This window comes from Bdellovibrio sp. NC01, assembly GCF_006874625.1.
GTDB lineage: Bacteria > Bdellovibrionota > Bdellovibrionia > Bdellovibrionales > Bdellovibrionaceae > Bdellovibrio.
Genome location: NZ_CP030034.1, coordinates 983,620 through 1,002,260 on the forward strand (window position 1 = coordinate 983,620; position 18,641 = coordinate 1,002,260).

Consider the following 18,641-nt stretch of genomic DNA (forward strand, 5'->3'; position numbering starts at 1 on the left):
ACAAGTGGAACTAGTCATCATTCGTCATGCCGTCGCAGAAGAGCGCGAAGATTTTGCCAAGAAAGGTTTAGAGGATCAACTTCGTCCTTTAACTTTAAAAGGCAGAAAACGCATGCAGAAGGTGGCAGTGAAGCTGCGCGATTATGTGAAGGGCTTTGATGTGATCGTCACAAGTCCTTTTACGCGTGCACGTCAAACAGCCGAAATCGTTTCGCAGATTTACTTCGAAACAAAAGTTATCGAAGTTCCTGAATTAGTCCCGCAAAGTCCCCCGCAAGCCTTATTGAAATGGCTGCGCACACAAGGTCGCAATTACAAACGCATTGCGATCGTGGGTCATGAACCGCATTTAAGCAGCTTCGCAAGTTATCTATTAACAGGTAAAACCGAAAGCTTTATCGATCTTAAAAAAAGCGGCATTATCACTCTAGAAATGGAATCTTTTGCGCAAGCCGAAGTGGGTAGTGCCCAACTTCTTTACGCCATTCCACCGAAATTTTTAGCGGATTAATTACTCCCGCGAAGCTGGAGTGTAGACCAGCTACTTCGACGAAGATTCCGTCATCGACCAAATCAAACCATCACGAAGGCCGACGGCAGGAATGACGATTTTTTCCGTCTCTGCTTGGCGCATGATCGTTTGTACTAAAACGGAAGCTGGCACGATGACGTCAGCGCGATCGGGACGCAGGCCGATTTTTTCGATACGATCACGGATAGATAAGGCTTTTAACTTATCGATGATTTCATTCAGCTCTGCCAAAGTGACAAAGGTGTTTGGCGTCTTCTTAAGAAGCTGAACTTTAAGCTGACCGATACATTCCAAGTTGCCGCCTGTACCAATCGCGAAATCTACCGGATCGTGGTCGACATTTTTATAAATGTGCTCACCAAGCTCTGCTAAGAACTCACCCATAATAATATTTAAATGGGCTTCGTTCATTTTGCGTTTCGCAAGATTTTCTAAGATACGCACGGTGCCCATCGGGAACGACTTGGTTGCAAGCATCTTAGGACCTTTTGAAAAGGTCACTTCAACACTGCCGCCACCGATATCGATAAGCATCGTTTTTTTATTATCAAGATCGACTTCTTTGCGGACAGCAAGATGAATCAAGCGTCCTTCTTCAGTGCCGTCGATAACTTCGATATCGATGCCCGAAAAATCTTTGACCATCTTAACAAAGTCTTTACTGTTCTTCGCTTCGCGACAGGCACTGGTCGCAACGGCACGGCACTTTTCAACTGCAAGTTTGCGATTGGTTTCCGCAAATTTTCGGAAAGTGGCTTTGGCGATCTCCATGGTTTCGGGACCGATCGAGCCATTCATGAAAACGTCATGGCCTAAGCGAACCGGAGCGCGATATTTTTTTTCGATATGCAAAAAAGGAGCAGTGTCTGAAACATCAGCGACCATCATACGAATGGCATTTGATCCAATATCGATAGCTGATACTCGGCGTGACACGTGGCAATTCTCCTTTGGCATAAGTATATAAAGGTGAGAGCATAAGTGACATGAAAAAATGGATTTTTCCCAGTTTTACGTTAAATTTTTTAGCTCTTTTTGTGAGTGCTCAGGCTTTCGCGTTAGCTGATATTGAAATCACTGGCGAAGCAGACATCAATGCAAGTATTTATTCTCTTCCAACCAGCGACCGTGGTGATTCAGTATTTAGCGTTCCATCGTTGTTATTGAACTTCAATGTTCCACTGAAAGAGGGCAACCTGCTGTTTGTTTCATTTGAAGGCGCCGAACGCCGCGATCAAGCAAGTAAGCCATTTACCGTGCAAACTCGTGAGGCTTACTTAGATCTTGTGAGCATCTTTCAAGGTATGAGTGGACTGCGTATGGGTTTGATCCCCGCAAGTTGGTTGGAAGCTCAATACGAAGATTGGGATTACCGTTTCTTGGGGCCGACGGGTTGGGCGATTACGGAAAAGTGGAAGTACTTGTATTATTCTGACTTGGGCGCTGCTTTCATGTCAGAGTTACCACTGGACATGGGTGAGTGGACCTTTGCAATTCAGAACGGTCAAGGCCGCGATACCGAAGAACCGCAACCTCATAAAGATATGGTGTTGTATTTAAGATTCACAAAATGGAATCCATGGTCGTTCTCGCTGTCGTATGTCCGTGGCAACTACGAAAAATACGAAGACTCGGCGAATCTTCGCGAGCGTATTCAGGCCTCTGCGATGTTTAAAACTGAAGACGATCATTGGCGCGCGGGTTTAGAACTTTTGGATGCTCACGATCCGGCCGATGCGATTACAGATTTGAAGATGGCAGAAGGTGTCGATGTCTCAAGTTTAACGGGGCAATCAGTTCACGCTCAGGGCGGAAGCTTGTATGCTATCGTCAGCACAGGGCCGAAAGCAGAGTTGATGGCGCGTTGGGATTATTTGAACGCCGCTGTGGGCGAGAGTGGTAAAGACTTGAATACGTATATACTTAGCTTAGGCTATCAAGTGACATCGGACGTGAAAATGGCGCTGGAAGGCGACTACACGAAGTACGGTGAAGACTATGGAATTGGCGTGCGTGATAACTCTAAAGTAGAGATCGCGGCGCAAGTTCTGTTTTAATATGTTAAGATTCTGTTAGAATGAATGTGAGATACCGTGTTAAGCGGTGTCATTACCGAGCAAACCATATAAACGAAATGGCAGGGAACGACATGGAACGTGCAATTGACACTCAGCTTGAAGACCTTAAAAAAATGATTCTCCTTATGGGTGGTCATGTTGAAAAGTCTTTGACTCAAGTGACGACAGCACTGCTTTCCAAAGATCTCGGCATGTTTGACGAAGTTCATGCCATTGAAAAACGCATCAACGAAGATCATATCAAAGTTGATAACGTGTGCATGAACATCCTGGCGAAACAAGGACCTGTTGCGAAAGATCTTCGCTTGATCATTTCCGTGATCAAAATCAACAACGACCTTGAGCGCATGGGCGATCAAACAGTGAATATTTCTTACTCGGGTAAGGATTATTTGGGCCGCAAGCCGATCCAATCGCAACTAGGCGATATTCAGAAAATGTCTGAAATCGCAGGTCGCATGGTGAAGGGTTCCCTAGATTGTTTCGTTCGCGGTGATGTTGAACAAGCGAAACAAATCCTTTTGATGGATGATGAAATCGATGCTTTGAAAAGCAAGGTTTTCAACGATTCAAAAGCTCACATGAAAGCTCACGCTGAAGATGTGGAAGCTGGTTTAGATTTGATTTTGATCGCAAGAAATTTAGAACGTCTCGGTGACCACGCAACGAACATCGCCGAAGACGTGATCTTTGCCTTCACCGGTAAAGACGTTCGACACGGGGGAAAGTTTGGCTGACAACAACCTAGTTCAAGTCCTGGTAGTAGAAGATGAACAAGAAATTCGCGAACTGATGGCTCTGCACTTATTACGTCAGGGTTTCAAAGTAACGGAATGTACTTCTGCTGAAGAGGCCATGAACGAAGTTGCGAAGACTCACTACAGTGTCTTTGTCCTAGATTGGATGCTTCCAGGCCTTAGCGGTGTGGAACTGGTCGAAAGAATCAGAACAAAAAATAAAACGGCTGGTGTTTTGATGGTGACTGCGAAAACAGAACCACAAGATATCGTGTTGGGCCTTGAAAAGGGTGCTGACGATTATTTGACGAAGCCGTTTAATCCCGCAGTATTCGTAGCGCGTGTCAAAGCATTGGCGCGCAGAACTCAAAGCGAAGAAGCGGCACCGGGCAAACCCGAAGATGAAATTCAAGTTAACGGTCTGAGAGTTAATTTTAAATCATACGAAGTTTCATACAATAACGAACCTTTGCATCTGACTCCGTCCGAGTTCAAATTGCTAGGCGCTTTGGTGCAAAACCGTGGCGTGGTTCTGACTCGCGAACAATTGATTGAAAACATCCAAGGTGAGGGCATCAATGTGGTTGGCCGCACTATCGATACGCATGTTTTCGGTTTACGCAAGAAGTTAGGCGAGTGGGGAGACCGTATTGAGACTATCCGTGGAGTCGGTTATAGGGTTAAGATGGACTCTGTATGAGTCACTTTGTTAGATTCCCTTGGCGTCTTTATTGGAAATTCTTTGTTTATCAAGTCATCGCATTCAATGCGTTGCACTTGGCTTTAATTTCAGTCATCGATCTGCGCTATCAAGTTCGTGCGTTTGTTTATAACGAAGCCCTTCTGAACTTCTTTCTATTCAGCTTATTAATTGCAGCCTTCACGTCATATCGTTTTGCGCGTCCCGTGCATAAAGTGATCTTGAAGGCGTTGCGCATTTCTAATAAGCGCGTGTTTGGCGAATTGTTCGATCAACACGACGACGATTTGTTGGATGATGAAACCGACGATATTTCTGAACTTGAAGTGGCTTTGAATAAGATCCACAAAAAGATGAAGCGTCGTAAAGCGCAATATCTGCAAATCCAAGAAGAATCACAAGCATTCATGTCGGCGGTGGCAGAAGGTTTGGTTAGCGTCAGCCTTGATGAAAAAATTCTTTATTCGAATTCCCAATTTGCAGCGCAGTTTTTAACGGGCTCGCAGTTGCAGCAAGAAAACTTACGTCTAAAAGATGCCATTCGTACTGCTGACGTGCTTGAAGGTTTTGAAAAAACCATTCGCGAAGGTAAAGGCAACAGATTTACTGTCAAACTTTCGACGTTGTTGGATAATCAGCCACGTTATTTCGCGGTGTCGGTGAATCCGATTCGCAATGAAAAAACGCGCGAAATGTACGGTGTCGTCGGGATCTTCCATGACATCACGGAACTTAAAAGAGCCGAACAAATTCGTATCGATTTCGTCGGCAATGCATCCCACGAATTGCGCACGCCTTTGACATCGATCAAAGGCTACGTTGATACGTTGAAAGAAGACGTTAAAACAGGACAGATTCAACAAGCGGGTAAATTCTTGGATATCGTTTCAAGAAATATCGATCGTCTGATGGATCTTGTGAATGACTTGTTAAGTATCAATATGATGGAAGCCAATTCAGAATTGAAATTGGAAATGATCCATCCACTACAAATCACAGAACATATTTTGGCAGAGCTTGCGGTACTAGCTGCCGAAAAAAATATTTCTATTCGTGTGATTGGTGAAGTGCCGCCGTTTATGGCGGATGCTCGCAAAGTGGAACAAGTTCTGCGTAATCTGATCTCGAATGCTGTGAAGTACATTCCAAACGGTAAAAGCGTGCAAGTTCGTTGGGAAAAAGATCCAAAGAACAATATTATTTTGCGCGTGATCGATGACGGCCAGGGTATTCAAGCCGAACACTTGGATCGTTTGTTTGAAAGATTCTATCGTATCGATAAAGGCAGAACACGCGATGCGGGTGGCACGGGCTTGGGCCTTGCGATCGTAAAACACATCATGCAAAGCCACGGCGGTTCCGTGTCTGTGAAAAGTGCTGAAGGCCAAGGTTCAGAATTTATCTGTACGTTCCCAGTTCGTTAATCTCTTAAGGGAGCGACACCTCTTGTCCTCCCTGAGCTAAATCCATCAAAGAATTTCTGTAGTGCATGATCAAAGAGCCGTAACCCAAGGTTTTGATCAAGCTTGCGATGTAAGACAACTCCACCGCAGGGCAACCCCAACTGACACCCAGGCGTCCGTAGGCTTCGCCGGTTGTTGGATCTTTGGAGTTTATAAATTGCTCACTGACGTACCAAGCGCCGTGCAAAACAATGTCACGGTTGTAGGCTTGCGCATTCGAACTTTGCAAACCGTACATGCGCATCGTATTGCCATAGCTGCCTTTGTAAACTTCGCCCGTCATGAAAATTCCCAAAGAAGTTTGCCGAGAATTTTTAATATCACTGAACTTTGTGGCGTAGTTGCTTTTACCACTGCCGACACCGTGAGCGGAATAGAAGTACTTCACTTCTCCGCTTAGCAAATTGATGAGATAAAAACGATAGTCCGTCGATGGGGCACCGTAATCGACAATCACGACTTGTTTGGGATTCCAGAAAGTCACATAACGAGTTGTGGGAAAACGTTTCGCTTCGTCACAAGGGGTGACGTCTTCGGGCGGTTTGCCCAAGCAAGTATAAGTGTCTTGCGGAAAACTTCTTCCTTGATTGTCATCAATGAATTGCAGTATGCGATCCAAAGCATCCGCGGGCACACCTTGTAGAAGAATTCTTTGAATGATCGATTGGGATGGTCGAGCGAAAGCACCAGTAGAAAAAAACAAAGATAAAAATAAAAGAGAGATGAATTTTGTACTCACGAAGCGCCTCCGCAGCCTTTGATTTACGAATATAAGAGGCGGCGAAATCTTTTGAAGTGAATACTGTGAGTGAGTGCGAACAATCAAACGAATGCCAGCCTTTGGGGCTGGCATTCGTTCAGTCGAATAAATTAGTAACGATAGATTTGGAATGTTCCAGAACAACCGTTTGTTACCCAAACGCGGTCATTGTAAACGCCGTAAGTTTGGTTCAACACGCAAGATGCGTAAGAAGTTTGCTCCATCAAGTTCACACGTTGAACGCCGTATGAAGAGAAGTAGCACTCTTGATAGTTGTAGTTGTAAGAAGAGCAGCTTAAGTACTCAACATTTGGACCTGGTGCAGGAGGATAACCTGGAGCCGGTGGATATGGATTCGGATAACCAGGGCCTGGATGTGGGTGTGGATAGCCGGGACCACCGTGACCTGGGCCGCCTGGTCCTGGATATGGTTCAGGGCGAGGATTCGGGCGAGGGTAAGGGCGCGGACCACCTGGAGTGATGTAGCCGTTATCGTCTTGTGCGTAAGCGCTGTTATCTTGAACGTCAAATGCGTTCGCGTGAGCAACCTGTGCAAAAGCAACTAGTGCAAAAAGGCTGATGAATAAACTCTTCATGCTTTCTCCTTAAAAATTAGTGTCATATTGATTCCAATAACCAAAGCATTGAAATGTTGTGCAGAAATCATACCCGTGACTTTGGTGTCAGATTGTCTTATTTCTGTGTCATGAACACATCGCATCCTTTCTATTTGCACTTCCAAAAAGTCTACGGTGATCGCTGGCCCGCTCTGTTTGAGGCTCTTCAAAAGAAAGAACAACAGGTCGCGCGCAAAAATCTACTCGCTGTGTCAGAAGATGAAGGCAAAGTGTGGAAAAAGTTTGTTGAGAAGAGTGAGCTTCCGAACTGTTACTGGGTGCCTGAAAACGAATCTGTGCAAACTCAGCGCAACTCGGATGAGCTTTTGGATATTTATGTCATGGATCCTGCCAGTGTCATGGTGGCCCGTGCGTTGGATGTTCACGACGGTGATCGCGTGCTGGATATGTGCGCGGCCCCGGGTGGAAAAAGTTTAGTGTTGATTGAAGCCCTTTCAAATTCGGGCGAAATTTTTTGTAATGATCTGTCGCCTGAACGTCGCGAACGTTTGAAGAAAGTGATTCAACAGTACGTGCCACGAACTATTCGTGATCGCGTATGGGTGACTGGCAAAGACGGCGTGCAATTCGGTTTGAAAGAGGCGGAAAGTTTCGATCGTGTGTTGTTGGATGCTCCGTGCTCTGGCGAACGTCACATTTTAGAAAATACCGAGGCACAAGAGCAGTGGAGCCCACGTCGTACCGAGCACCTTGCTTCACGACAGTACTCGTTACTTGCGGCGGCTTTGCTTGCTGTAAAACCGGGCGGTCGCATTGTGTATTCAACATGTTCAATCAGTCCTGATGAAAACGATGGCGTAATTAAAAAACTTTTGAAGAAAAAGAAAGATGCTGTTCGTTTGGTTCAAGCAGATTTGGGTGTGGGTGGTGAGCGCACAGAATTTGGTGTCGCTTACATGCCAGATACTTGTGGCTTTGGTCCGCTGTATTTTTCAATTATCGAAAAGACTTAGATTTATTGCCGGTGCCATCGTGCACATATCAAAACTGAAAGTAACGTCTTTGCGTCCTTTAAGATTAGTCTTAAAAGAAATGAAACGGCGGGGGCTTTTATGCGATCAGTAATGGCAATAGCGATTTTCTTGGCGGCAACAACTCTAGTCATCGTTGCGCAAGCTTAGAACCAAAGGTGGATGTGAAGTCAGCGAGCTAGTTGTCGTCAACCTGGCGGCAACTATGGCGACGATACTCTTCCAAAGTCAAATATCCATAAGTTTTCTTACGATAGATTTCGATAACTTCGGCTTCAACATCAGCCATCACTTCCTCCATGAAATTGAGCGGAATATTGCCCTCTTTCATCAGTTGAAGGGTGTAGATATTCACAATTTTGCGAACGAAGTCTTGCGTCTTCTCTCGCATGTTGGAAGTCTCTTTAAGCTGCGTCGTGATCATCGTAACTAATACGTCTTTGTGCATACCTCATTTTTATCGGCGGCGCGCGTTCGAACCTAAGTATTATCCATGGAAATTTGGCCCAAAGAATGACAGAATTGGACCTATGAAAGCCCTCACTCAGCAAGAACTTCAGACCTTTGTCACTTCTATTTTTCCAGCCATCGAGGGTGCACAACTACAAGAAGTGCAAGTCAGCGACCGTGGTCTTGCTTTAGGGTTTCATCGTGAGACGATGTTGTGGTTGATCCTAGACCTTGTACCCAACACGCCGATGATGTTGCTGTTTGAAGAAAACAGTCCCTTTAAAAAAGGTGCGAAATCAAAACCGGTGGCGTTGTTTTTAAATTCTCACGCCCGCAATTTGTATCTTCATAAAATGGAAGTGCAAACAGAGTTCGGCCGTGTCGTAAAGATGCTGCTGAAAAATTCTCATAAGGAATGCGAAATCGAAATTCGCATGATTCCCAAACAATGCAACGTCATCGTCAAAGCGGAAGGCAAACACATCGCGTGGGAGCGACCTTTGGATTTAACTCCGCCACCAGTCGTTGAAAATCCTCCCGAGCCACGTTCCATTGAACAACTTCATGAAGAGTGGTTGGCGGAACAAGGGGCGGGTTCTGCGCAGAAAACGGCGCTCGACCCTGTTGCACAGTGGGAAAAGCAGAAACAAAAAGACCTCGAGAAAAAGCGTAAAGCTTTAGCGGAAATTCAAAAGCAGATTGAAAGCGATAAAGAAAGTCTGTGGATTGAAGCAGGGACGTTTTTAAAAACTCACGGATCGTTAGAGGTTCCGGAAGAGTTGCAAGCTTTTGTCGATAAAAAACAATCATTGAGCTGGAATATCGAAAACAGTTTCAGCAAGGCGAAACAACTTGTTGGCAAAAAAGAAGGTGCTCGCGAGCGATTGACTGAGCTCGTTGCAGAAATTGCGAAACTTGAAAAATCTCAATTCAGTGAAAAACGTCAAAAGAATCAGTTGATCGACCTGATGCAAAAGACCGATGCTCGTGGTCGTAAGTTGCATTTGGATTCAGGGGCCCTTGCTTATTGTGGAAAGTCAGCGGCAGATAATTTGGCGTTGCTTCGTCAGGCAAAAGCTTGGGACTACTGGCTGCATTTGAAAGATTACCCGGGCGCGCATGCGATCATTCATCGCCAACGTGATCAGGAAGTTCCTGCGGGTGAGGTGCAAGAGGTTGCAGCTTGGGTCGCTAAAGAGTCGTTGTCATCAAAGTCATTGATGGTGGGGCAAAAAGTCGCCGTGGTTATGGTAGAGTGCCGCTTCGTTCGTCCGATCAAGGGTGATAAATTGGGAAGAGTCACTTACCATTCGGAAAAGACCTTTCATTTCACTTTGCGTTAGGCCCTCACTTCACTCGGGACAAGCTTGACTGAAAGTCGTGCGGGTTTAGAATTTCTTCTGCATACATGCTAGGAGAACTTCGAATGATTGAAGTTAAGGATCTTACCAAGGATTACGGCCCACGACGTGCGATTGATCATCTGAACTTTACAGTCAGCAAAGGTGACGTCGTTGGATTTCTAGGCCCCAACGGTGCCGGCAAATCAACAACAATGAAAATCATTACGGGCTTCATGGCCCCCAGCAGTGGCCAGGCGTCTGTCGCAGGATTTGATGTTTTCGAAAATCCCATTGAAGTAAAAAAACGTATTGGTTATTTGCCAGAAACTCCACCGGTGTATGGTGATATGTATGTGCGCGACTATCTTCGTTATGTCGCCGCCTTAAAACAAGTGCCTAAAGAAAAAGTCGAAACGCTAGTAAATAACGCCATTGAAAAAACAAACTTGGGCGATGTACAGAAACGTTTGATTCAACATCTTTCCAAAGGTTTCAAACAACGTGTGGGAATTGCCCAAGCGTTGGTATCTGATCCTGAAGTTTTGATTCTGGATGAACCCACAGTCGGTCTTGATCCAAAACAAGTGGCTGAAATTCGTGATTTGATCAAAGCCTTGAAAGGCCAGCATACAATTATTCTTTCAACCCACATTCTTCCTGAAGTGCAAGCGACGTGTGAAAAGATTGTGATCATTAATAAAGGTCGCATTGTCGCGCAAGACAGTATTCATCGTTTGTCGACGATGGAAAAAGGCCAAAGCCGTCTGCAAGTGCGTTTGCGTAAAGACGTTTCTGATATGAAAGCGATTTTGTCGAATGTGTCTGCTGTGATTGGTATCCATGAAGGGGCCTCTCATAAAGAATGGCGCATTGATGTTCAAGGTGGCGAGGAATCGGTAGATGCCGTTTCTTCATGCCTGGTGCAAAAGGGATTGGGTTTGCTAGAGCTGACTCCGACGAAATTGGATCTTGAAGATGTCTTCTTGAAATTGACTTATGGTCAAGAAGGAGCGCAATCATGAATGGTGCCGTGACTATTTTTAAAAAAGAATTAAAGGGCTTTTTCTTAAGCCCCACTTTCTGGGTCGTTTGTTTTTTGATCAGCGTGGTCTTTAGCTGGGTGTATCCAATTCAACTGAATATGTTTGCACAACTTCTTTTGAACTATGTGATGCAACAGAATGTGCCAGCAAATCAACTGAACATCCATTACGGTGTGTTCTTGCGTTTGTTGTCTTACTTGAACTTGTTGCTTATTTTTGTGGTTCCAGCTTTGACGATGAAGTTATTTGCTGAAGAAAAGAAGATGCGCACGTTCGATCTGCTTTTGACTTCACCCGTGACGTCATTGCAAATCGTTGTTGGAAAATACTTGGCGGCGCTTGCGGCAGTCTTCGGTTTGGTGTTGGTTGCAATCTCTTACCCTATTGCAACGGCGGCTTTGGCGAAGTTGAATTGGGGACCGTTGCTCATTGCATTCTTCGGTATCTTCTTGGTTGGCGCAGTATACGCGGCTATGGATTTGTTTGCGTCGTCATTGACTGAAAATTCTTTGATCGCTTATGTCGCCTCTGTGATGTTTAACGTTTCGATCTGGTTTATTGGTATTGGCGCTGAAGCCGTCGATAGCGAGACCGCTCGTAAAGTGTTTGAGCACGTATCGCTTAGCACGCATCTTTCAAGTCTTGTGGAAGGCACTATCCGTACCAACGGGTTGGTGTTTTTTGCAAGTATCATCGTCTTGTTCTGCTTCTTGGCGGAACGTGTAGTTGAATCCTCTCGCTGGAGATAAGAATGAGCAAACTTGGTAAATTATCTATTCTGCTTTCGGGTATCTCTTTAGTTTCGACGATTATCATTCGCTATATTATCGGTGACTGGGTGCCGTTTTGTTGGGTCGCTTTAGGCTTAACGGTCTTCTTTTTGGTTATCACTTTGATTTTGGATCGTAAGTTCTTAAATGAATTCATCGGCATGAAGACAACGAAGGAAGGCATGAGCATGGGTGTGCTGATTGTCTTGATGTTGGCGTTGTTGATTGTTGTGAACTATTTGGGTGTAAAGCACTATACGACTTGGGATTTTTCAACGGCGCAAACCAACACTTTGTCTGAACAATCCGTCAAGCTGGTGAAGTCTTTGGATTCAGACCTTAAGGTTTTGTTTTTCTATAAAAAGGGTGTCGAAGGCAACGAAGACAATCGTCGTCAGTTCCGCGAATTGATAAAAAAATACCAAGATCAAAGCCAAAAGATTCAACTTGATTTCGTCGAAGTGAATGAACGCCCGGATCTTGCCAAAGAATATGGTGTCGATAAGGGCAGTGGCGTTGTGTTCTTGGATTACAAAGGACGTCGCAATCGCATCGAGAAAATTGACGAACAGGAATTCACAAGCGCCCTTGTGAAAGTAACACGCACGACGATCAAGAATATCTATTTCACAATCGGTCATGGCGAAAAGAATCTGGATGAAGCCAAAGAAGGCTTGGGTCTGAACGCTTTGAAGGTAATGTTGGAAAATAACCGCTACACTGTCAAAACTTTGCCGTTATTGCAGACGACAAAAGTTCCAGATGACGCTGACGTCGTGGTGATTGCAGGTCCGATTCAAAACTTCCAAGATTTTGAAATCAACGCGTTAGAAGAATACATCAAGCGCGGTGGCAGCTTGTTTATCGCTCTGGAATCGCAAAATACGGCGGGTTTGGAAAAGCTGACGAAAAAAATCGGTGTTGAACCTGAAAACAATTACGTCCTAAATGTTGTTGAAACAGTAATGGGCAAAGGAATCAACCAAGGCCCAACAACAGGCACATTGTTTTCGCCAACGAATCAAATCACAAAAGGATTTGGAACTGGTGAAGGGACGTTGTTCCGTTATCCACAAGGTCTAACAACTTTGACGGTCGAAGGCATCACTGTGGATCAACTTGTGCGCACGATCCCTAATGCAGTGGCGTATCCTACAATGTCGATTAAAGGCGATGGTAAAGAAGGCAGTTACGCATTGGTTGACGAAGTCAGTGGTAAACTTCCTGGTGGTAAAGACTTTAAAGCAGTGATCGCTGGTGACGTGGATTTTATGAGCAACCAGATGCTTTATCAAAACTTGAACCGCGACTTGGTTCTAAATTCAATTGCGGCTTTGGCAAAAGAAGAAAACTTGATCAGCATTTCGCCAAAAGAACCACAATCGACACAACTTCTTTTGACGGAAACCAAATTTGCCGTTTTCTTGTTTGCTTTCATTATTCCATTCCCTATCTTGCTTTTGGGGATCGCAATCGGTCTTGGAATTAAAAGGAGAAATGCCTAATGAAACTTAAAGGTCGTTCCATTCTAGTTATTGCTTTGCTTATCTTTGGTGGTTACGCCTTTTACGATTTTAAAAAGGACCAGAAAAAAGAGATGAGCCAAGCGGAAGCCGCTCGTCTGTTGACTGTCGACTTTGATCAAGTGGATTCAGTTGTGATTGAAAAGGGCGAGCAAAAGATTTCCCTTAAGCGCACCGTCGATGGCTGGAACATGGAAGAGCCTATTAAAGATCTTGCCGATAATACAGCTGTTGATGATCTGATTAAGAATTCCGCGACTGAAAGAATTATTGAAGTCGTCAAAGATGAACCAAAGATTGACTGGTCCATGTACGGCTTAGATAAACCGCTTGGCAAGATCACGTATCACTCGACAGCAGGCAAACAAAACGTTTTTGAGATTGCTACGAAACGTAATTTTGAAGAAAACGTTTACGCACGCAGAGATTCTGAAAGTCGTGTGCTGCTGGTAAACTCCGTATGGCAAAATCGTATTAACAAACAGCCTATCGATTTCCGTGATCGCCGCGTTTTGCGCCACAAAATGGCTTCTATCGACTCTATGAAATTGAAAAACACGGTTGGCACTTTGGAGTTACAACTTCAAGACGGCAAATGGGTTGCGCCAAAAGCGAAAGACCAAGTTTTAGAGCAAAATAAAGTTCGCGAGCTTTTGCAAAGTATTGCTGATGCCAAGGCCGCGGAATATGTCGAAGGCAAAGCTCCCGTTTTAAAGCCGTTATTCACTTTGAATTTGCAGTTGGCGGATAAAAGCTGGACTGCGGAAGTGGGGCAGGCGCAGGACCTAAAAATCTATGCGAAAGTATCTGACCCCGCATTTGTTCTAAAGCTTGAGCCGGGTGCCATGGACAAATTGATCAAACTGACAATTGAGGACTTGAAAGAAGCCCCTCCTTCGAAGGAGAATAAAGGCGCGCCGAATACAGAAGGTGCAGATCAAGCTTTGGCTACGCAAAAGAAAGAAATTAAATAAATGCAGAAGATTGTCGTTAAATCTCCGACTCGTGTGGACCTAGCAGGTGGAACATTGGATTTGTGGCCCCTGTATCTTTTTATCAATGGCGCATCGACTGTGAATGTGGCCATCGACGTTTATACGAACGTTGAATTGACTCCTCATGATGATGCGACAATCGTTCTTGAATCTGCAGATTTGAAGCTTCGCAAAGGCTATACGGATTTGATGGACGCTTTGGCTGACACAGATCCAAAAATGATTTTATTGCAAACGCAGCTGCGCTATTGGATGCCGAAAAAAGGTTTCACTTTGAAAACTTCTTCTGAAAGTCCTGTCGGTGGTGGTTTGGGCGGAAGCTCAAGCTTAACGATCGGTTTGATGAAAGCCTTTGCGCAATTCTGTGAAAAGCCTTTCAAAGATGTGCATCACATGGTGCATGTGGCTCATAATATCGAAGCTGAAATTTTAAATACACCGACAGGCACGCAAGATTATTATCCGGCGGCTTCAGGTGGTTTGAATGTGCTTCATTATTCTTACAATGGAATTCAACAAGAAGTGTTGAATGTTACCAATACTCCGTTGTCACAAAAATTTATGCTTGTCTACACGGGCAAAGCACATCACTCGGGCCTAAATAACTTTGAAGTGATGAAGGATTCTGTCACAAAAGATCCAGAAACGATTCAAGCGTTGAAAGATTTGAAAGCGATCGCTATCGAAACTGAACATGCGGTTCGTGCTGGCAACTGGAATGAAATTGGCACACTTTTTAAACGTGAATTCGAAGCGCGTGTCCGTTTGGCGCCAGAGTTTTCAAGTCCTGAGATCCAACGCCTTGCCGAACTCTCTTTGCAGAATGGGGCAGAGGCTGTTAAGATTTGTGGAGCTGGGGGCGGCGGTTGTGTTCTTGTTTGGTGTCCTCCGGAAAACAAACAAAAGGTAGCAAGTGCATGCCAAGAAGCCGGCTTTCAGGTGATGGACGCAAAACCCGTCAATCCTCTGTAAAAAAGAAGACAACAAAAAAAGTCGCGCCGAAAAAGGTGAAGGCGATCGAAAGTTCGTCTTCCACAGATACTTCACATGCGGGCATGGTTCATCGTTTTATCGGCATCTCTTTAGGTGGCGGTAAAACCGATAAGGCCTGTGTTGCTGTTATCGAATATTACCCTAAGCACAAAAAAGTTTTTCTATCGCGTTTAGTTGAAAAAATTAAAAGCGATGAAGTGCATTCAGCCGATTTCAAAATTCATGAAGTCATTGGGCAGTATCACGAAGACATCGAATCGATTGCGTTCGATGTGCCATTCCGTTTACCTCATTGTGTCGAGTGCAATCCATTGTGCCCTGGAATTGAGGCGTGCCCCGAGCCCCACGTAAAATGGATGTGGGATTACACACGCAAGCTTCATAAAAAGAAAAAACCACGCAAGCTGTTTACACCTTATACTCAACGCTGTGTTGAAATGTATCTGTCGACAGAACTTGAAGAGCCGTTCATTTTGCAGCATGCAATGGGAGCAAACTGTGCGCCGTTATTAGCGCGTGCGATGTATTTAAAACGTCGCATCAAGTTCCCATGTATCGAAGTGTTTCCGAAGCTGAGCATTTACCGTATTGGACGCTCGTTGCATGTAGCAAAAAGTCATTTGATGTTTCATAAACACGCCATCGGCGGGGATGAAAGTCGTCGTGTGATTTTGAACGCGTTAAGCACGCACAATATCGCCTTCGTGTATGAACAAGACGTGAAATTAATGATCGAAAATAATCACGCTTTTGAATCATTTGTATGTGCTCTTACGGGTTTTTTGAAATTCAAAGAATTGACGGAACCGCGTCCTCCTGGATTCCCGGCAAGTGAAGATTGGGTCGAGTTCCCGATTCCGGCGATTAAGTGGAATAGTTTTTAAGCTCTACAGACAAAGGTCTAGTCTACGTTAAGGACACCGTACTTTGCGGTGTTTCTCCATTCATTTTTGTTTGCCTACAAGCCGCGGTCGTAACACAATTTTCTAGCAAACAATCACGGAGGTTCATTGTGAAAATTGCTAAGTTCGTTGTTATCGCTATGTTGGTTTCTGGTGCTGCTCACGCTGCAGGTAAAAAAGGTTTGTTGTCTGAAGTTTCTGGTCAAGGTTACGGATCTGCAGGTTGCGGTTTCGGTTCTATCTTGATGGGCCAAGACGGTAACCAAGTTCTTGCTGCTACTACAAACGGCACATCTGGTTCACAAACTTTCGGTATCTCTACTGGTACATTGAACTGCCAACAAGACGCGGTTTTCAAATCTGGTAAAGAAGTTCCAGCTTTCATCGAAGTGAACAAAGTTGCATTGGCTAACGACGCTGCTCGTGGACAAGGTGAAACTTTGGCAGGTCTTGCAAATCTTATGAATTGCGATGCTAAAGTTATGGGTTCAACTTTGAAAAAGAACTACAACAAAATCTTTGTTGAAACAAACATGCAACCAGCTGCTATCGAAGCAAACATCAACCAAGTTGTTGTTGCTAACAACGTTTGCGGCGCTTAATTAATTAAGCTTTAAACCGAACACCGGCGCGTACTTCTTGTTCGGTTCGTAGATTTCTAAAGGCGATGAGTGATCTCATCGCCTTTTTTATTTTTGGCTAACCAAAAAAATCTTTCCTGGAAATTTGCGCTTTATGCTCTGTCTCATACGGGAATCTGCTTCGCAGAAAGACCGCTAAGTAATAGGCTTTGGGTCATGAGATTTTGTTCTTCTGCAATTGTTTTCGCTTTGGCTTTATCGACATCTTTAAGTGCGCGTGCGCTTTCTTCACAAGACGATTTGAATCGTGCTCTTAAAGCCGCTGAAGACAAACATCTTTCTGAAGATCGTCAGTGGCGTAAGCTTATGCACTTCGAAACGGATCTTTTTCAAACGACTGAAAGTCAGGTCGACAGTCCCAAATTCTTTTTCGCTAAAGACGGCAAAAGAAATCTGCATTCCGAATTGCGAGCGACGATCACAGCTTTCTTTCATGATGATGAAATTTCTGATTCCTACGAAAAAGCACAGTGTCGCTTCCCAGCTCGTTATCGCTGGTTGAAAAAACATCTGGCAGATCAAAAGATCGCGTGGCCCGAGGCGCGCTGCGAACGCTTCGAATTTTTCGCCAAAGGTTTGAAAGGCGATTCGGTCTCTCTCGTTTTTTCCAGTTACTATTTAAATAATCCGTCGTCAGCATTCGGGCACACGTTCTTGCGCGTGAATAAACCCGCAGGTAAAGACGGGCAACGTCACGAGCTTTTGGATTACGGTTTGAACTATGCGGCTGAAGCAGACACAAACAATGCGTTTTTGTACGGCTTCAAAGGTCTGTTTGGAATGTTCCAAGGAAAATTCAAAGCCATTCCTTATTATTTTAAAGTTCGTGAATACAACAATGCCGAATCGCGCGACTTGTGGGAATACCAACTTCGTCTGCCGCCCGAATCTGTGGATATGCTGGTGGCCCACGTCTGGGAATTGGGACCCGCACAAATCGATTATTGGTATCTGACTGAAAACTGCTCGTATCATATGCTTTCTATTCTGGAAGCCGCAGATTCTTCTGTAGATGTGTTATCGAAATTAGATCGTTTCGTAATTCCGGCGGACACAGTACGGGTCTTATGGAATCGCACGGATCTTGTGACGAGCTATAAATATCGTCCCTCTATTCGCCAAGTATTTTTCCAACGTGAAGCTTTATTAAATGCTGACGAGAAAAAACAACTGAATATCCTTGCTCAACAAATCAAACATCAGGATGAATTCGTTTTCAGCGACGAATTCAATAAAATGAGTTCAGCTTCGCAAGCGAGAATCTTAGACGCTTTCATTGATTTCATCGATTATCGCTATTCAAAAGAAGTGCAAGAAGCCAGTCGCGAATTCCAATTGAAAAATCGCATTCTAGATAAGCGTGCCGGTATTCAAGATGAACCTGCAAAGATCGTCATTGATCCCGTGCCAGAACAGCGTCCTCATCTTGCGCATCCTTCAGGTCGTTGGGGCGTGGGGTATCGTCACAATACCGAAGATAAAGACTTCGCGTTGTTGTCGCATCGTTTTGCTTTGCATGATCGTTTAGATCCCGCAGTAGGCTATCCAAGTTATTCGCAAATCAGTTTCTTTGATTTAGATTTTTCATATGGTGATAGTTTTTCTGGTAAGGATGGCGACGTCTTCCAACTTGAAAACTTCGCAGCTTTCGAGCTGATTTCGGCTTCACCCTGGTCGTACTTAATTCCTGATCACTCGTGGAGATTTAAGTTAGGGGTCGAAAGAACTTACAATGAAAACTTCGCTCCGACACAAGAGGCTATTTTAAGAATGGCAGGTGGATGGACTTTCTTGGTTGACGACTTCGATATCAGTGCACAGCTTTCGGTTGAGGGCCACTATCTTGGTGCGCACTCAGAAAATCAACTGTGGGGCGGAATAGGACCGATTGTAGAGGCCCATTATCAATGGACTCCGTATTTGTTGTCGCTAGCCAGTGTGCAATATCGTCGCGATTCGTCGTGGGATGTTAAGGACTACTTTAAAACGAGTGTGGAAACGCAATACAGCTTTTCTAAGACTTGGGGCGTGCGCGCGGCATATAGCAACCAGAGATTCCTTGAGCAGTACTCCCTTCAGTTGTTTAATTACTACTAGTGGCT

The 18,641-nt window shown here is 44.6% G+C and carries 19 protein-coding genes; 15 read left to right on the forward strand and 4 right to left on the reverse strand.

The window, feature by feature from the left end:
* The first annotated feature begins 4 nt into the window (after positions 1-4).
* Positions 5-511, forward strand: coding sequence for a phosphohistidine phosphatase SixA (gene sixA, locus DOE51_RS04760; protein ID WP_142695424.1), 507 nt, complete (start codon positions 5-7; stop codon positions 509-511).
* 30 nt (positions 512-541) lie between these two features.
* On the opposite strand, the gene DOE51_RS04765 is transcribed toward sixA, so the two are convergent.
* The gene (locus DOE51_RS04765) at positions 542-1,468 is read right to left on the reverse strand and encodes a hypothetical protein (RefSeq protein WP_142695425.1); all 927 of its coding nucleotides are present in this window, start codon (positions 1,466-1,468) and stop codon (positions 542-544) included.
* Between the two features lie 50 nt (positions 1,469-1,518).
* Here DOE51_RS04765 and DOE51_RS04770 point away from each other — a divergent pair, with 50 nt between their 5' ends.
* The 4 genes from DOE51_RS04770 to DOE51_RS04785 all read left to right on the forward strand — a co-directional run bounded on the left by DOE51_RS04770 (position 1,519) and on the right by DOE51_RS04785 (position 5,471).
* Entirely contained in the window at positions 1,519-2,589 is a 1,071-nt protein-coding gene (locus tag DOE51_RS04770) for a hypothetical protein (protein ID WP_142695426.1), read from the forward strand.
* A 92-nt stretch (positions 2,590-2,681) separates the two neighbouring features.
* Positions 2,682-3,347: a phosphate signaling complex protein PhoU gene (gene phoU / locus DOE51_RS04775; protein WP_142695427.1), complete on the forward strand. Its 666-nt coding sequence runs from the start codon at positions 2,682-2,684 to the stop codon at positions 3,345-3,347.
* Positions 3,340-4,047, forward strand: a complete 708-nt coding sequence (locus DOE51_RS04780; protein WP_246845373.1) for a response regulator transcription factor — start codon at positions 3,340-3,342, stop codon at positions 4,045-4,047. Before phoU ends, DOE51_RS04780 begins: the two co-directional genes overlap by 8 nt.
* Positions 4,044-5,471: a cell wall metabolism sensor histidine kinase WalK gene (locus DOE51_RS04785; RefSeq protein WP_142695428.1), complete on the forward strand. Its 1,428-nt coding sequence runs from the start codon at positions 4,044-4,046 to the stop codon at positions 5,469-5,471. Before DOE51_RS04780 ends, DOE51_RS04785 begins: the two co-directional genes overlap by 4 nt.
* 4 nt (positions 5,472-5,475) lie before the next feature.
* Here DOE51_RS04785 and DOE51_RS04790 read toward each other — a convergent pair whose 3' ends face one another.
* Together DOE51_RS04790 and DOE51_RS04795 are read right to left on the reverse strand one after the other, a co-directional pair.
* Complete coding sequence (locus DOE51_RS04790; protein WP_246845375.1) at positions 5,476-6,249, reverse strand: murein L,D-transpeptidase catalytic domain family protein; 774 nt, start codon at positions 6,247-6,249, stop codon at positions 5,476-5,478.
* A 131-nt stretch (positions 6,250-6,380) separates the two neighbouring features.
* Positions 6,381-6,866, reverse strand: coding sequence for a DUF3011 domain-containing protein (locus DOE51_RS04795; protein ID WP_142695430.1), 486 nt, complete (start codon positions 6,864-6,866; stop codon positions 6,381-6,383).
* Between the two features lie 110 nt (positions 6,867-6,976).
* On the opposite strand from DOE51_RS04795, the gene DOE51_RS04800 reads away from it, so the two are divergent.
* A complete protein-coding gene (locus DOE51_RS04800; RefSeq protein WP_142695431.1) occupies positions 6,977-7,861 on the forward strand; it encodes an RsmB/NOP family class I SAM-dependent RNA methyltransferase in 885 nt (294 codons plus the stop codon).
* A gap of 196 nt (positions 7,862-8,057) precedes the next feature.
* Here the strand turns inward: DOE51_RS04800 and DOE51_RS04805 are convergent, their stop codons facing one another.
* Positions 8,058-8,327: a DNA-dependent DNA polymerase gene (locus DOE51_RS04805; protein WP_142695432.1), complete on the reverse strand. Its 270-nt coding sequence runs from the start codon at positions 8,325-8,327 to the stop codon at positions 8,058-8,060.
* An 82-nt stretch (positions 8,328-8,409) separates the two neighbouring features.
* Between DOE51_RS04805 and DOE51_RS04810 the strand changes: the two genes are divergently transcribed.
* The 9 genes from DOE51_RS04810 (at position 8,410) to DOE51_RS04850 (ending at position 18,636) form a co-directional block, all read left to right on the forward strand.
* A complete protein-coding gene (locus DOE51_RS04810; RefSeq protein WP_142695433.1) occupies positions 8,410-9,672 on the forward strand; it encodes a DUF814 domain-containing protein in 1,263 nt (420 codons plus the stop codon).
* A gap of 83 nt (positions 9,673-9,755) precedes the next feature.
* Positions 9,756-10,694 carry an ABC transporter ATP-binding protein gene (locus DOE51_RS04815; RefSeq protein WP_142695434.1) on the forward strand — a complete coding sequence of 313 codons (939 nt, stop codon included), beginning with the start codon at positions 9,756-9,758 and terminating at the stop codon, positions 10,692-10,694.
* Positions 10,691-11,464, forward strand: a complete 774-nt coding sequence (locus tag DOE51_RS04820; RefSeq protein WP_142695435.1) for an ABC transporter permease — start codon at positions 10,691-10,693, stop codon at positions 11,462-11,464. Before DOE51_RS04815 ends, DOE51_RS04820 begins: the two co-directional genes overlap by 4 nt.
* Positions 11,465-11,466: 2 nt before the next feature.
* Complete coding sequence (locus DOE51_RS04825) at positions 11,467-12,990, forward strand: GldG family protein (protein ID WP_142695436.1); 1,524 nt, start codon at positions 11,467-11,469, stop codon at positions 12,988-12,990.
* Entirely contained in the window at positions 12,990-13,982 is a 993-nt protein-coding gene (locus tag DOE51_RS04830; protein ID WP_142695437.1) for a DUF4340 domain-containing protein, read from the forward strand. Before DOE51_RS04825 ends, DOE51_RS04830 begins: the two co-directional genes overlap by 1 nt.
* Complete coding sequence (locus DOE51_RS04835; RefSeq protein WP_142695438.1) at positions 13,983-14,975, forward strand: galactokinase; 993 nt, start codon at positions 13,983-13,985, stop codon at positions 14,973-14,975.
* Positions 14,976-15,010: 35 nt separating this feature from the next.
* Positions 15,011-15,880: a DUF429 domain-containing protein gene (locus DOE51_RS04840; RefSeq protein WP_246845377.1), complete on the forward strand. Its 870-nt coding sequence runs from the start codon at positions 15,011-15,013 to the stop codon at positions 15,878-15,880.
* Positions 15,881-16,008: 128 nt separating this feature from the next.
* Positions 16,009-16,500 carry a DUF3015 family protein gene (locus tag DOE51_RS04845; protein WP_246845379.1) on the forward strand — a complete coding sequence of 164 codons (492 nt, stop codon included), beginning with the start codon at positions 16,009-16,011 and terminating at the stop codon, positions 16,498-16,500.
* Positions 16,501-16,695: 195 nt separating this feature from the next.
* On the forward strand, positions 16,696-18,636 hold the full coding sequence (locus DOE51_RS04850; protein ID WP_142695440.1) for a DUF4105 domain-containing protein: 1,941 nt from the start codon (positions 16,696-16,698) through the stop codon (positions 18,634-18,636).
* The last annotated feature ends 5 nt before the right edge of the window (positions 18,637-18,641 follow it).

Coding starts and splice junctions, on each gene's coding strand:
- DOE51_RS04820 (WP_142695435.1), top strand. CDS start 10,691: ATGAATGGTGCCGTGACTATTTTTAAAAAAGAATTAAAGGGCTTTTTC.
- DOE51_RS04815 (WP_142695434.1), top strand. CDS start 9,756: ATGATTGAAGTTAAGGATCTTACCAAGGATTACGGCCCACGACGTGCG.
- DOE51_RS04785 (WP_142695428.1), top strand. CDS start 4,044: ATGAGTCACTTTGTTAGATTCCCTTGGCGTCTTTATTGGAAATTCTTT.
- DOE51_RS04810 (WP_142695433.1), top strand. CDS start 8,410: ATGAAAGCCCTCACTCAGCAAGAACTTCAGACCTTTGTCACTTCTATT.
- DOE51_RS04800 (WP_142695431.1), top strand. CDS start 6,977: ATGAACACATCGCATCCTTTCTATTTGCACTTCCAAAAAGTCTACGGT.
- DOE51_RS04835 (WP_142695438.1), top strand. CDS start 13,983: ATGCAGAAGATTGTCGTTAAATCTCCGACTCGTGTGGACCTAGCAGGT.
- DOE51_RS04805 (WP_142695432.1), bottom strand. CDS start 8,327: ATGCACAAAGACGTATTAGTTACGATGATCACGACGCAGCTTAAAGAG.
- phoU (WP_142695427.1), top strand. CDS start 2,682: ATGGAACGTGCAATTGACACTCAGCTTGAAGACCTTAAAAAAATGATT.
- DOE51_RS04830 (WP_142695437.1), top strand. CDS start 12,990: ATGAAACTTAAAGGTCGTTCCATTCTAGTTATTGCTTTGCTTATCTTT.
- DOE51_RS04770 (WP_142695426.1), top strand. CDS start 1,519: ATGAAAAAATGGATTTTTCCCAGTTTTACGTTAAATTTTTTAGCTCTT.
- DOE51_RS04795 (WP_142695430.1), bottom strand. CDS start 6,866: ATGAAGAGTTTATTCATCAGCCTTTTTGCACTAGTTGCTTTTGCACAG.
- DOE51_RS04825 (WP_142695436.1), top strand. CDS start 11,467: ATGAGCAAACTTGGTAAATTATCTATTCTGCTTTCGGGTATCTCTTTA.
- DOE51_RS04850 (WP_142695440.1), top strand. CDS start 16,696: ATGAGATTTTGTTCTTCTGCAATTGTTTTCGCTTTGGCTTTATCGACA.